This window comes from Streptomyces monticola (genome assembly GCF_042665355.1).
GTDB lineage: Bacteria > Actinomycetota > Actinomycetes > Streptomycetales > Streptomycetaceae > Streptomyces > Streptomyces monticola.
In genome coordinates this window covers 17,249-30,286 of sequence record NZ_JBHTCF010000006.1, presented here as the reverse complement: position 1 = coordinate 30,286, position 13,038 = coordinate 17,249, and the positions used below count along the sequence as shown (strand labels likewise).

The 13,038-nt window shown below is 71.7% G+C and carries 11 protein-coding genes and 1 pseudogene; 6 read left to right on the top strand and 6 right to left on the bottom strand.

Annotation, left to right across the window (positions count from 1 at the left end; translation table 11 throughout):
- Positions 1 to 47: 47 nt before the first annotated feature.
- A pseudogene (locus ACFQVC_RS16040) lies at positions 48 to 740 on the bottom strand (response regulator transcription factor); the annotation flags it as partial.
- 161 nt (positions 741 to 901) lie between these two features.
- On the opposite strand from ACFQVC_RS16040, the gene ACFQVC_RS16035 reads away from it, so the two are divergent.
- Positions 902 to 1,426 (top strand): hypothetical protein, encoded by a 525-nt coding sequence (locus ACFQVC_RS16035; protein WP_381831098.1) that lies wholly within the window; start codon positions 902 to 904, stop codon positions 1,424 to 1,426.
- A gap of 113 nt (positions 1,427 to 1,539) precedes the next feature.
- Positions 1,540 to 2,910: an aspartate aminotransferase family protein gene (locus tag ACFQVC_RS16030; protein ID WP_381831097.1), complete on the top strand. Its 1,371-nt coding sequence runs from the start codon at positions 1,540 to 1,542 to the stop codon at positions 2,908 to 2,910.
- 87 nt (positions 2,911 to 2,997) lie between these two features.
- On the opposite strand, the gene ACFQVC_RS16025 is transcribed toward ACFQVC_RS16030, so the two are convergent.
- From ACFQVC_RS16025 to ACFQVC_RS16010, 4 genes are all read right to left on the bottom strand, one after another.
- Entirely contained in the window at positions 2,998 to 3,648 is a 651-nt protein-coding gene (locus tag ACFQVC_RS16025) for a hypothetical protein (protein WP_381831096.1), read from the bottom strand.
- A gap of 125 nt (positions 3,649 to 3,773) precedes the next feature.
- Positions 3,774 to 6,239 carry a glycosyltransferase gene (locus tag ACFQVC_RS16020; RefSeq protein ID WP_381831095.1) on the bottom strand — a complete coding sequence of 822 codons (2,466 nt, stop codon included), beginning with the start codon at positions 6,237 to 6,239 and terminating at the stop codon, positions 3,774 to 3,776.
- Positions 6,240 to 6,271: 32 nt separating this feature from the next.
- The gene (locus ACFQVC_RS16015; protein ID WP_381831094.1) at positions 6,272 to 6,937 is read right to left on the bottom strand and encodes a GntR family transcriptional regulator; all 666 of its coding nucleotides are present in this window, start codon (positions 6,935 to 6,937) and stop codon (positions 6,272 to 6,274) included.
- Between the two features lie 72 nt (positions 6,938 to 7,009).
- A complete protein-coding gene (locus tag ACFQVC_RS16010) occupies positions 7,010 to 7,423 on the bottom strand; it encodes an ArsR/SmtB family transcription factor (RefSeq protein WP_381831093.1) in 414 nt (137 codons plus the stop codon).
- 212 nt (positions 7,424 to 7,635) lie between these two features.
- On the opposite strand from ACFQVC_RS16010, the gene ACFQVC_RS16005 reads away from it, so the two are divergent.
- The 3 genes from ACFQVC_RS16005 to ACFQVC_RS15995 are packed head-to-tail and all read left to right on the top strand — an operon-like array spanning position 7,636 to position 11,514.
- The gene (locus ACFQVC_RS16005) at positions 7,636 to 9,378 is read left to right on the top strand and encodes an ABC transporter permease (protein WP_381831092.1); all 1,743 of its coding nucleotides are present in this window, start codon (positions 7,636 to 7,638) and stop codon (positions 9,376 to 9,378) included.
- A gap of 51 nt (positions 9,379 to 9,429) precedes the next feature.
- Positions 9,430 to 10,785, top strand: a complete 1,356-nt coding sequence (locus ACFQVC_RS16000; protein ID WP_381831091.1) for an ABC transporter ATP-binding protein — start codon at positions 9,430 to 9,432, stop codon at positions 10,783 to 10,785.
- 3 nt (positions 10,786 to 10,788) lie between these two features.
- Positions 10,789 to 11,514, top strand: a complete 726-nt coding sequence (locus tag ACFQVC_RS15995) for an MgtC/SapB family protein (RefSeq protein WP_381831090.1) — start codon at positions 10,789 to 10,791, stop codon at positions 11,512 to 11,514.
- A 39-nt stretch (positions 11,515 to 11,553) separates the two neighbouring features.
- Here the strand turns inward: ACFQVC_RS15995 and ACFQVC_RS15990 are convergent, their stop codons facing one another.
- The gene (locus ACFQVC_RS15990) at positions 11,554 to 12,354 is read right to left on the bottom strand and encodes an SLATT domain-containing protein (RefSeq protein ID WP_381831089.1); all 801 of its coding nucleotides are present in this window, start codon (positions 12,352 to 12,354) and stop codon (positions 11,554 to 11,556) included.
- 323 nt (positions 12,355 to 12,677) lie between these two features.
- Here ACFQVC_RS15990 and ACFQVC_RS15985 point away from each other — a divergent pair, with 323 nt between their 5' ends.
- On the top strand, positions 12,678 to 13,022 hold the full coding sequence (locus ACFQVC_RS15985; RefSeq protein WP_381831088.1) for a YbaB/EbfC family nucleoid-associated protein: 345 nt from the start codon (positions 12,678 to 12,680) through the stop codon (positions 13,020 to 13,022).
- Positions 13,023 to 13,038 lie beyond the last annotated feature (16 nt).

Sequence of the window (13,038 nt, the reverse complement as noted above, 5' to 3'; positions counted from 1 at the left end):
GGCATGTCGTGGGGAGGCGGCGTGGCATCGGGCGGTGGCGTGTCGTCGGGAGGCGGCGTGTCGTCCGGGGGCGCGAGCTTCACGCCCACCGTGCGCACCGTATGCAGATAGCGCGGCGCCTGCGCCGTCTCGCCCAACTTCCGCCGCAGCCACGACAGATGAACGTCGACGGTCTTGTCCGCACCGCCCAGCGGCTGCTGCCACACCTCCGCGAGGAGCTCGCGCCGCGACACGACCTGGCCCGCGCGCCGTACGAGATGGGCGAGCAGATCGAACTCGCGGGGCGTCAGATCCAGGACCCGCCCGTCGAGGGCCACTTCGCGGGCGGCGAGATCCACCCTGAGCCCGCCCACCCGCAGTGGCTCCTCCGGCTCCGGCGCCCCCAGACGCCGCAGCACCGCCTTGATCCGGGCATCCAGCTGCGCGGCCCCGAACGGCTTCACGATGTAGTCGTCGGCCCCGGATTCGAGCAGCGCCACCATGTCGGGCTCCTCGTCCCGTGCCGTCGCCACGATCACCGGGACGTCGCTGACCGCCCGCAGCATCCGCAGCACCTGCGCCCCGTCGACATCCGGCAGGCCGAGGTCGAGCACCACCAGGTCGGGCCGTTCGGTGACGGCTGTGTCGAGACCGGCCATCCCGGTGGGCGCGGTCGCCACGGCATGACCCTTGTCGCGCAGCGCGCGCACCAGGGCCCCGCGCAGCTGCGGGTCGTCCTCGATGACCAGGAGGTGGGGCATGGGCCCACGGTATGAGGGCAGTTCAGGGCAGGGGCAAGGGGGTACGGGGGAGTGGGCCGCTCTTTGGCCGGGCCTTAACCGGACGTTAGGAAACGGTGCGAGAGGCTGGAGCCCGTAACCGGAGAGGCTGGAGCCCGTACCGGAGAGGGGAAGGCCTGGGCATGAGGTGGCGGAGCGCGGCGGTGACCGCGGCATGGGCGGCGCTCGCGACCGTGGCGGGCGGACTCGGCGCGTGGACCCTGGCCGGGTTCGACGGGGCGGCGGGCGACCGCAGCCGGCCGCTCGACGACGCGGCGGTCCGCAGGGCGCTGGCGGCCGGCCAGGGCCCCTCGGCACCGGCCTCCACCAGGGACCCGGACACGGCTGGGCCGACGCGGAAGCCGACGGCGAGTCCCACCCCGGGGACGGCGAGTCCCACCCCGGCCCCCACTCCCACCCGCCACTCCACCCTCCGCTTCACCGGCGGCACCGCGACCGCCGAGTGCCGCCCCGACGGCACGGTGTACCTGGTCTCCTGGAGCCCGGCGGACGGTTACCACGTGGAGGAGTACGCGCGGGGCCCGGCGCCGATGGCCCGCCTGGAGCTGGAGCCGAGCGCGGAGGACGCGGACGACATCGCGTACCGGATCAGCTGCGGCGGCTCGGGGAAGGCGACGGCGGTGCGGGCACCGGACGACGACGACTGAGGGCCCGGCCGATGGGCACTCCTGAGGGGCTCGACAGACTGTCGGGGCGCACCGGCGGGTACCGAACACGACGCCGATGTTCTGTCCGCATCCCGGACATTTACTCTCGGCCCATGACCCCTCATGTCACCCCTCAGGCCGATCCCGCGAAGGGCGCCGCAGTCAAGGCCGCCGACCGCGCGCATGTGTTCCACTCCTGGTCGGCGCAGGAGCTGATCGACCCGCTCGCCGTAGCCGGCGCCGAGGGTGCGTACTTCTGGGACTACGAGGGCAACAGGTACCTCGACTTCACCAGCGGCCTCGTCTACACCAACATCGGCTACCAGCACCCCAAGGTCGTGGCCGCGGTGCAGGAGCAGGCCGGGCGGATGACGACCTTCGCCCCGGCCTTCGCCATCGACGTACGCTCCGAGGCCGCACGCCTCATCGCCGAGCGCACCCCGGGCGACCTGGACAAGATCTTCTTCACCAACGGTGGCGCGGAGGCGGTCGAGAACGCCGTCCGCATGGCCCGGCTGCACACGGGCCGCCCGAAGATCATGAGCGCCTACCGCTCGTACCACGGCGCCACCGCCGCCGCGATCAACCTCACCGGCGACCCGCGCCGCTGGGGCTCGGACAACGGCTCGGCGGGCGTCGTGCGCTTCTGGGCCCCGTTCCTGTACCGCTCGCCGTTCTACGCGCAGACCGAGGCGGAGGAGTGCGCGCGGGCGCTGCAGCACCTCGAGGACACCATCGCCTTCGAGAACCCGAACTCGATCGCCGCGATCGTCCTGGAGACGGTGCCCGGCACGGCCGGCATCATGACGCCGCCCCCGGGCTATCTCGCCGGGGTCCGCGAGATCTGCGACCGCTACGGCATCGTCTTCGTCCTGGACGAGGTGATGGCGGGCTTCGGCCGCACCGGCGCGTGGTTCGCCGCCGACCACTACGACGTCGTACCCGACCTGCTGACCTTCGCGAAGGGCGTGAACTCGGGGTACGTCCCGCTCGGCGGTGTGGCGATCTCGTCCGCCGTCGCGGAGACCTTCGCGAAGAAGCCGTACCCCGGCGGGCTCACGTACTCCGGGCACCCCCTTGCCTGCGCGGCGGCCGTGGCGACCCTCCAGGTCATGGAGGAGGAGCGGATCGTGGAGCACGCCGCCCACATCGGCGAGCACGTCCTCGGCCCCGGCCTGCGCGAACTGGCCGAGCGCCACCCGTCGGTGGGCGAGGTGCGCGGCCTCGGCGTCTTCTGGGCCCTGGACCTGGTGCGCGACCCCGAGACCCGGGAGCCGCTGGTCCCGTACAACGCGACGGGCCCGGCGAACGCCCCCATGGCGGCCTTCGCGGCAGCCTGCAAGAAGGGCGGTCTGTGGCCCTTCGTGAACATGAACCGCACGCATGCGGTGCCGGCCTGCACGGTGAGCGAGGCGGAGGTCAAGGAGGGACTGTCCGTCCTCGACGCGGCGCTGTCGGTGGCGGACGAGCACATGGTGGCTTAGCTCCGGCCCGAAAGCCCTCAAGCGCCGGACGGGCTGATTTATCAGCCCGTCCGGCGCTTGAGGACGAAGAGGGGGGACGGCTGCGGCTCAGCTGAAGACGATCATCGACCCCTGCCCGAGGCACCGCGTGGCCGCCGCATGCAGCCCGAGCCACACATGCCGCTCCCGGGCGAACGGACTCTCGTCGTACGCCACCGGAGCCGCGGGCTCCTCAAGTGACGTGGGCCCCGGCGGCGGCGCCGGGGCGGCCGGCGGATTCCCCGGATCGATCCCGATCGACGGCGCCACATACTCCAGCTCACGCAGCAGCGCCTGCGCGGACCCCAACGGCCCGCCCCCGGCGAGGAGTTCCTCGTTGGCCAGCGGCGCCGCGAAGTCCACGGGCACATACGCCCCCGCGTGGTCGTAGTGCCACACCAGGTGCGATTCCTTGGCGGTGGCCTCGAACATTTCGAGGAGCTGTTCGTAGTCCCCGCCGAGTTCGTCGACGGGGGTGACGGCGAGCCCGCAGATCTGCAGCAGATACGCCCGGCGCAGGAAGTGCAGGGCGTCGTAGTCGAACCCGGCCACCGGGGCCACATCCCCCGAGAGTCCCGGCATGTACGCGAAGACCGGCACCGGCGGGAGCCCTGCCTCGCCGAGCACCTTGTCGTAGAGGGCGAGTTCTTCGGCGAAGGGGTTGTCGGGGCTGTGGCACAGCACGTCTACCAGGGGGACGAGCCACAGATCACAGGCCAAGAGAGCTCCTCGTGTCAGCGGTGGTGCGGACAGTGCTGGCAGCGTAATCCCCGAGCAGGGCCCTCATCTGCCCCTGTGCAGCAGCTGGGAGCGGCCCACGAAAGGAACGCGCCGGGCCGGGGTGCTCACCGCACGTCCCAGACCCACACCCCGCCCACGAGCCGCCCTTCGCTCCCGAGCAGCTGCCGCACCGTCTCCCGCAGCGCCCCGTCGTTCGGCTGCGGCGCGAGCACGACGGCGCCGGCCTTCCAGTACGCGAGGTCCGCCGCGGCCTGTTTCCGCCAGGCGTCACTGAGCCCGGGGACTTCGCCGCTGTAGCGCACGTCGCGCAGAAGGTTGGAGGTGTGCCGGGGCGCGGCGCCGTAGATGCCGACGCGCTCCTCGCCCCAGGGACCGTTGAAGTAGCCGCCGGGCAGCTTGAAGCCGAGGCCCGCCGCGGTCTGCCAGTGCAGGGCCTCCGCACCGCCGGGGTCGGGCAGCGGCACCGGCACCAGGGACTCGCCGCGTGCGGTGTCGACGTACGACTTCCAGGTGCCGTCGGCGATGAAGGGCGGCACGGGTGCCCGCTCCACCGTCGTCAGCGGCAGCGGCACGATCGGCACCAGGGCGGCGGCGACGGCGGTGAGGCCGACCGCGCGGTGCGCGGGCCGTGCGGTGCGCAGCCGGTCCACGGCGAGCGCGACGAGCAGGCCGAGCGCGGGTGCGCAGATCATCGCGACCCGTGACTCGATGACCGACTCGAACAGCGGCTGGTGGGCGAGGAGCCGCCAGGGCCCGGTGAGCACCACATCCGTCATCGGAATACGGAACTCCGCGCCCAGGGACAGAAACGCCGCCGCCACGGCCGTGAACGCCAGGGCCTTCACGGCGGCCCGCTCCCACAGGCGTACGACGATCGCGAGGGCGAGGGCGACGAGCGGCCAGCCGTAGAAGGCGTTCTGCTCGGTGATGTTGAGGGCGAGCCGTTCGGAGAGCGCGCGGTCACCGGCGAGCGACCGGTCGGCGAACGAGAGGAGCGCCAGCGGACTGTTGGCGGCGCCTTCGCCGTGCAGCACCGAGTGGTAGCTCTGCGGCCCGAAGAACTGCCAGTACAGCGGGAAGGCGACCAGCGGAAGGGCCACCGCGACACCGGTACCGAGCCCCTTCGCGAGCGGCCGCCAGGCGGCGCGCGCGACATCCCGGCGCACCACCGCATGGGCGGCCGCGAACAGGAGCAGCCCCATCGCCGCGAGCAGCAGCGGCTCTTCGCCGAGGAAGATCTGGTACGCGGCGAACAGACCGAGGACGACGCCGTTGCGGACGGGCGGGCCCTCCCGCAGACAGAGCCGCAGCGTCCGGTCCACGATCAGCGGGATCATGAACAGCACCACGAAGTTGGGGTGCGCGTTGGCATGGCTGGCCATCGGGGGAGCGAAGGCGGCGAGCGCCCCGCCGACGACGGCCGCGGCCCGGCCGGTACCGAGCCGTCTGCGGATCAGCCAGTACCAGGCGAACCCGGTCGCGGCGAGGCCGAGCGTCATGACGAGCGCGAGCGAGAGCGCGGGCCCGAACAGGGCGGTGACGGGCGCGAACGGCACGGACAGACCGAGCATGACCGTGTTGGCCATCAGGTTCACACCGTCGGGGAAGCCCTGCAGATCGGTGAAGAGCGGATTGCGCAGATGCAGCACGTTCTCCGCGGTGACGGCGAAGAACCACTCCCACTGGTTCTGGTCCTGCAGCGAGTCCGTGAGATAGCGGGCGCCCGGGTCGGGCCAGCGGCCCTTGTTGAGCAGGAACGAGGCGAGCAGGAAGAGGCCGAGCACGCCGAGGCTCGCGGGCCGCACGGTGCGCGCCTTGAGGGCGGCCAGTTCGCCGAGGACCTTCGGATAGTCGAGGGCCCGTACCTTCGAGCCCTCCTGGTGGGCCCAGCGCACCGGCACTTCGGCGAGCGGCAGATCGCGCCGCCTGAGGTACTGCAGCACCTCCACGTCGATGGCCCAGCCGTCGGTACGGGAGGCGGCGAAGGCCTCGCGGGCCAGATCACCGTCGAAGAGCTTGAAGCCGCACTGGGTGTCGCGGATGCCGGGCACCGCGACGGCCCGTATGAGGAAGTTGCCGGTGCGGCCGAGGAGTTCGCGCAGCCGGTGCTGATGGGTCTCGATGGTGGCGCCCGGCTTCGCACGGGAGCCGACGGCGGCCGCGCAGCCGCCGGTGAGCTCCTTCTCCAGGTGCTCCAGCTCTTCGATGGGCGTGGCCAGATCGGCGTCGGTGACCAGGACGCGGCGGCCGCGGGTGACGGCCACGCCCTGGCGCAGGGCGTGGCCCTTGCCGCGGTTGCGGTCGCAGGCGACGACCCGGATCCGGGGTTCCGCTGCGGCCGCGGCCTCGGCGACGGCGCGGGTGCCGTCGTCGGAGCCGTCGTCGACGACGACGATCTCCCAGCTGTCCCGGTCACCGGAGCTGTCGCGCTTGTCGGCACCGTCCCGCTCACCGGCGCCCAGGTACCCGCGCAGAGCGTCGAGCGTGGGCCGGAGCCGGTGCTCCTCGTTGTACGCGGGCACGACGACGCTCAGTTCGACGGGACGGCCGGCTGCTTCGGCGGGTGCCACGGCCGAGGTCGTACCCAACGGGAGCCCCACGCTCACCGGGCAAGGCGTTCGACGAGGGCCAGGGAGTGCTCGTTGTACGCGGACACGATCGCGTACGCACCGGCGGCGTCCAGGCTCGCGACGGCCTCGACGAGCTCGGTGTGCCCGCTCCACAGGCGCCCCTCCAGGTCGTGGGCGCGGCGCAGATACGGCACCGCGAACACCCAGGCCTGGACGCGCAGGCGGTGCAGGAAGTCGGAGAGGTAGGGATTGCCGTACAGGGAGCCGAGTTCGCGCCAGAACCGCAGGTCGTAGCCGATCAGCACGTTGAGGTCACCGGCGATGGCGGCGCGCTGGGCCTCTTCCGCGCGGCGCCGCACGGAGCCCATCGCGTCGGCGAGCGGCCCCGTGCCGCGGTCGGCGATACCGCGGAAGATGGCCTCGGAGACGAGGGCGCGGGCCTCGACCATGCCGCGGTAGTCCGCGACGGAGAACTCGTGCACCTTGAAGCCGCGGTGCTGCACGGAGTCGAGCAGCCCTTGTGCGGACAGGTCGACCAGGGCCTCGCGGACGGGGGTCGCGGAGACGCCGTACTGCTCGGCGATCTCCTTGACGGTGAATTCCTGGCCGGCCTTGAGCCGCCCGGCCAGGACCTCCTCGCGCAGGGCGTCGGCGATCTGCTGGCGCAGAGTGCTGCGGGTGACCGCGGTGCTGCGCATGGTTGTGGGCTTCCCTCCCCCGTGCCGCCGGCGTGCGTGCCGCCGGTCTATGGGCCGTCGGAGCTGGTCACCTTACGCGCCCGGGGCGGGCCGGACCGAGCGGCGGCGGGCGGCCGCGGGGGCGGCGGCGGTGGCCTCGCGGGTACGTCCAGGGGGCGCGGCCCGGTCGGACGCCTGCGTCTGCGCACCGGCCCCGGCACCGGCGACGAGAAACGCGTCCTCCAGGAGCGCGCGTACGTGCTCCCCGCTCGCCTTGTAGTAGATCCGGGTGCCCTCGCGCCGTGATGTGACGAGACCGGCGGTGCGCAGGCGGGCCAGATGCTGCGAGACGGCGGCGACATGGGCGCCGGTCAGCTCGGCGAGCTGTCCGACGGGCCGTTCGCCCTGGGTGAGTGCCCACAGCACGGTGAAGCGGGTCGGGTCGGCGGCGGCCTTGAGCACGGCGACGGCGGCCGCCACCTGGTCCTGTCCTTGTTGCGCATCCACGCAACCAGGGTACCCCTGACATGCATCGGTTATTTGCGCGCATACGCAAGTAAGTGTCAGACTGCCGTGGCGGGCCGTGCGGCCCGCGGGCCGTGTGCTCTGCAAGGGTGACCCCTGTGTCCCCGCTGGGGCGATTTATCCAAGTTACGTAGCATTCGCGCTGACCGTGCTGCAAACCCGATGCGGTTCCGTGCGCCAGGGGGTCCCACCCGATGAGCCCGATCAAACTCACCACCGCCAAGAGCCCCGCGGGCGTCCGCGCCGGGCGCGGGCTGACCTGGGTCGACCTCGCGGTCGCCGCCGCCGTCCTGGTGCTCGGCTATCTCATCCTGCAGGTGGGCAAGGGCACCACGGTCAACTTCGACCCGGCCGACGTCGCCGATGTCGACACCGACCCGGCCCGGCTGCCGTACTACGCCGCCCGCAGCCTGCTGCGGATGTTCATCGCGCTCGCCGCGTCCGTCCTGTTCACCTTCGTCTACGCGTACGCCGCCGCCCGCAGCCGCCGTCTCGAACGCATTCTCATCCCGGCCCTCGACATCCTGCAGTCCGTCCCGGTGCTCGGCTTCCTCACCATCGCGGTCACGGGCTTCATCGCGCTGTTCCCCGGCTCGCTCCTCGGCCTCGAATGCGCCTCGATCTTCGCGATCTTCACCTCGCAGGCCTGGAACATGACGTTCGGCTTCTATCAGTCCCTCACCTCGCTGCCCCGCGAACTCGACGAGGTGTCACGGTCGTTCGGCTTCACGCGCTGGATGCGGTTCTGGAAGATCGAGCTTCCCTCCGGCGCCATCGACCTCATCTGGAACGGGATGATGAGCTTCGCCGGCGGCTGGTTCTTCCTGGTGGCCTCCGAGGCCATCAGCATCAGCAACCACAACTACGCACTGCCGGGCGTCGGCTCCTACGCGGGCACCGCCATCGGCGAGGGCGACCTCGGCAAGATCGGCTGGGCCATCGCCACGATGGCGCTGATGGTGATCGGGGTGAACTTCTTCTTCTGGCGGCCGCTCACCGCCTGGGCGGAGAAGTTCAAGAACGAGCAGTCCGAGTCCACCGACGTCCAGCGCTCCCTCGTCCTCGACTTCCTGCGCCGCTCCCACTGGCCGCAGCTCATCGGCCGCTGGACCGCGCCCCTGCGCGAACTCCTGGCCTGCGCGGGCCGGATCCTCGGCCGTGACGACCGGCCGCTGACCGTCGACCCGGTCAGGCGCCGCACCGGCGACCTCGTCTTCGCCGCCGTCGCCGTCGCGCTGATCGCCTGGGGTGTGTACGACCTGCTCCGCTATCTCGCCGACGAGAAGGGCCTGGGCGTCTTCGGCGAACCGCTCCTGCTCGGCCTGGTCACCCTCGTCCGCGTCCTGGTCCTGGTCGCCGTCGCCACCGTCGTATGGGTGCCGATCGGAGTGAAGATCGGCTTCAGCCCGAAGCTGGCCAAGACCGCACAGCCGATCGTCCAGGTACTGGCGAGCTTCCCGGCCAACTTCCTCTTCCCGCTGGCCATGTGGGTCTTTCTGCACACCGGCCTGGACATCAACATCGGCTGCACGCTCCTGATGGCGCTCGGCGCCCAGTGGTACATCCTCTTCAACACCATCGCCGGCGCCATGGCCGTCCCGTCCGACCTCAAGGAGGCCATGGACGACCTGGGCGTACGCGGCTGGCAGCGCTGGAAACGCCTGATCATCCCCGGCATCTTCCCGTCGTACGTCACCGGCGGTATCACCGCGTCGGGCGGCGCCTGGAACGCCTCGATCGTCTCCGAGGTCGTCACCTTCAGCGGCACCACGCTCAGCGCCACCGGGCTCGGCGCGTACATCTTCCACGCCACCGAGGACGGCGACTTCCCGAAGCTGATCGCCGGTGTCGCGGTGATGAGCCTGTACGTCGTCACCCTCAACCGCGTCCTGTGGCGCCGCCTCTACCGCCTCGCCGAAACCCGCTACGCCCTCTGAAATCCCCACTTCCCGCGGCCCGTTCACGCACCCCCGAGGAGGGGATACCCCATGACCACCACCGCGACCACGAACCCCCCGGTCCTGCTCGCCGCCCACGACGTCACCAAGTCCTACGCCGGCGCCGACGGCGAACTGCCCGTGCTCGGCGGTATCGACCTGGACATCCACGAGGGCGAGATCGTCGCCCTGCTCGGCAAGTCGGGCTCCGGCAAGTCGACCCTCCTGCGCTGCCTCGCCGGGCTCATCCCGGCCAGCTCGGGCTCGGTGACATACAAGGGGGAGGAGCTGAAGGGCGCCAACCCGGGCACCGCCATGGTCTTCCAGACCTTCGCCCTGCTGCCCTGGCTCACCGTGCAGCAGAACGTCGAACTCGGCCTGGAGGCAAAGGGCGTGGGCCCCCGCGAGCGCGCCGAGGCCGCCGTACAGGCCATCGACCTGATCGGCCTCGACGGCTTCGAGTCGGCGTACCCGAAGGAACTCTCGGGCGGTATGCGCCAACGCGTGGGCTTCGCACGGGCGCTGGTCGTGGAACCCGACGTCCTGATGATGGACGAGCCCTTCTCCGCCCTCGACGTCCTCACCGCGGAGAACCTGCGCGGCGAGCTGATGGAGCTCTGGGAGTCAGGACAGTTCCCCACCAAGGCCGTCGTCCTCGTCACCCACAACATCGAAGAGGCCGTCCTGATGGCGGACCGCGTCGTCGTCCTCGGCTCCCGGCCCTACGGCACGATCCGCGAGACCTTCGACGTCTCCCTGGCCCGCCCCCGCGACCGCCAGTCACCCGACTTCGAGCGCATCGTGGACGCCATCTACCAGGTGATGACGGGCCGTACGAAGGACACGCCGAAGCTCTCCGAACCCGCCCCCGCCACCCGCCGCACCCCCGCGAACACCCCGCTGCCCGAAGCCTCGGTCGACGGCCTCTCGGGCCTCGCCGAGATCCTCGCCCAACACCCCGGAAGCCGCTGCGACTTCGCCGACCTCGCCGATGAACTGGGCCTGGAGGTGGATGACTTGCTGCCCCTGGTCGACGCCCTGGAACTCCTCGGTCTCGCCGAGGTCCACGACGGCGACCTGTTCCTGACCGAGCGCGGCACGGCGTTCGCGGGCGCCGACGTCCAGGACTCCAAGAAGCTCTTCGCCGAGGCGGCCATCGACGCCCCCTTGGTCCATCTGATCACCAGCACGCTGCTGCGCACCGGCACCCAGCAGAGCGGCTTCTTCCGTGACCTGCTGGCCCACCACTACACGAGCGAGCAGATCGAACAGCAGCTGGAGACGGCCACGGACTGGGGCCGCTACGCGGAACTCTTCTCGTACAACGCGGACACCGAGGAGTACCGCCTGGACGAGGAGGCCGGACTGCGGGTCGCCGCGGGCACCGGCACGGGAACGGAGGGGTAGGCCATGACCGGTCTCACCACTCTGGCCGGTTCGCTGACGTCGGCGTTCGCAGCGGGCCACTTCGCCGGAGCCCTCGGCGCCGGCATGCTCGCGGGCGCACTCATCGGCATCGAGCGCCAGTGGCGCCAGCGGATGGCGGGCCTGCGCACCAACACTCTGGTGGCGGCGGGCGCGGCCCTCTTCGTCCTGCTGTCCTCGTCCTTCGGCTCGGGCGATCCGAGCCGCGTGGCCGCACAGGTCGTCTCCGGCATCGGCTTCCTCGGCGCGGGCGTCATCATGCGCGACGGCCTCAATGTCTCCGGCATCAACACGGCGGCCACGCTGTGGTGTTCGGCGGCGGTCGGCTCCCTGGCGGGCGCGGGCCTGCCCGCGTACGCCCTCGCCGGCGCGGTGGCCGTCGTCGCCGTGAACACGGCCCTGCGCTATGTCGCCCACCGCATAGACCGCCAGCCCGGCTCGGGCGTCGAGGTGACCACGCCGTACCGCGTGGAGGCGGTCGTGGCCGCCGACCACGAGGCCCAGGTCCGAGCCCTGCTCGTCCAGTCCCTCACGGCCTCCGACGGCACGCTCCGCTCCGTCGAGTCCGAAGACCTCCCCGAGGACAACCGGGTCCGCATCCGCGCGGAGGTCACCGCCGAGGGCACGAGCACGGAGTCGGTGGAAAAGGCGGTGGGCCGGATGTCCATGGACCCGTCGGTCTTCTCGGCGGCCTGGCGCCACGCGGGCTGACGTCCCCTGCGGCCCCTTTCACCCCGCGTCAGGCGGCCGCTACCGCGCGTCGGGCGGCCGCTGCCGCGGCATGTTGGGCCGGGCCCCGGGCGGCATGGGGAAACGCCCCGGCGGCGGCCCCTCGGGCCGGGCCCCCGCCGCCACGGACGACTGCATGACCAGCGGCGCGGGCCCGGACCTGAACTCCACCATCCAGTCCGCGGTCTCCGACCGCACCAGCTCCGTCACGTCCTCGGAGAACTTCCGCAGCACCCCGAGGCACCGCTCCGCCGCCTCACTGGCCGTCCCTTCCGTGGGCCCGAGCACCTCCCGCACGCTCTCCGACGCCCAGTCGAACTGCAGCACCTGAAGGCGCCGCTGCACGGCCTGTGCCGTGGCCACGTCCCTTATCCACCCGGAGGTCAGGCCGAAGTACCGGTCGCACCCCACGCACGCCACCGCGAGCAGCAGCGCCAGATATCCCCAGGGAGCGATCCCGTCCACCGCCGCGTCCGCCTTCGACGTCAGATCGAGCAGCGGCAGCGCCGCCCCCGCCACCGCGCCGAGCGCCGAGCCGAGCCGCAGCAGCCGGGCGCCGCGGCGCTTCCAGGCGCGGTCCGTCAGATACCACTCGGCGGTGCGCAGCGCGTCGGCCTCGACCCAGCGGTAGAGCTCGTCCAGGCGCTCCGCAGGCTCGCCCCAGTCGCCGAGCGGGAACGGCCGCCCCGTGAGATCCTGCCCGGCCCGCGAGTCCGCCGCGCCGCCGCCCGCCGCCCCGGCACCCGCTCCTTCGCCTTGACCGCCCCCGCCCCCGCCCCCGTCCGGGCGCGGCACCTCGGGCTGCATCTCCGGCTGGCTCACCCGGTACTCCCTCGACTGGGTACGGACTTGTCTGGCTCGACTCATGGGGTTCATGCCGCCCCGCCTGGGGCGGGTGGGGCTGTGGTGGTGCAAGCACCCTTCCTACCGCCCAATGGGTGGCCATGAGCCCGGTTTCAGGGCTTTTCCGCCCGGAAGTGGGCCTTGATCAGGTATAGGGCGCCGCGCTGCCTCACTCGAAAGAGTGCTGGAGCGATCAGCCCCCTGAACACGTAGGCTCGTGCCAGGCGGAAAATCCCGCGTACCGGCCCTGTGCCGAGCCCTGTACCGACCCTTCAACGACCCCGATACACCAGGAGCTGATCGTGATCCCCGGTGGTGGCCAGCCCAACATGCAGCAGCTGCTCCAGCAGGCCCAGAAGATGCAGCAGGACCTTGCGAACGCGCAGGAGGAACTGGCGCAGACCGAGGTCGACGGGCAGGCGGGCGGCGGCCTGGTGAAGGCCACCGTCACCGGCTCCGGCGAGCTGCGCGGCCTGGTGATCGACCCGAAGGCCGTGGACCCGGAGGACACCGAGACCCTCGCCGACCTGATCCTCGCCGCGGTCCAGGCCGCGAACGAGAACGCGCAGGAGCTGCAGCAGCAGAAGCTCGGCCCGCTCGCGCAGGGCCTCGGCGGCGGCAGCGGCATCCCGGGGTTGCCCTTCTAGCCCGGGCGCCGCGTGC

What these genes read in the sequence shown, in the direction of transcription:
- ACFQVC_RS16005 (WP_381831092.1), top strand. Translation starts at nt 7,636, where the DNA reads ATGAGCCCGATCAAACTCACCACCGCCAAGAGCCCCGCGGGCGTCCGC.
- ACFQVC_RS16030 (WP_381831097.1), top strand. Translation starts at nt 1,540, where the DNA reads ATGACCCCTCATGTCACCCCTCAGGCCGATCCCGCGAAGGGCGCCGCA.
- ACFQVC_RS16000 (WP_381831091.1), top strand. Translation starts at nt 9,430, where the DNA reads ATGACCACCACCGCGACCACGAACCCCCCGGTCCTGCTCGCCGCCCAC.
- ACFQVC_RS16015 (WP_381831094.1), bottom strand. Translation starts at nt 6,937, where the DNA reads ATGCGCAGCACCGCGGTCACCCGCAGCACTCTGCGCCAGCAGATCGCC.
- ACFQVC_RS16035 (WP_381831098.1), top strand. Translation starts at nt 902, where the DNA reads ATGAGGTGGCGGAGCGCGGCGGTGACCGCGGCATGGGCGGCGCTCGCG.
- ACFQVC_RS15995 (WP_381831090.1), top strand. Translation starts at nt 10,789, where the DNA reads ATGACCGGTCTCACCACTCTGGCCGGTTCGCTGACGTCGGCGTTCGCA.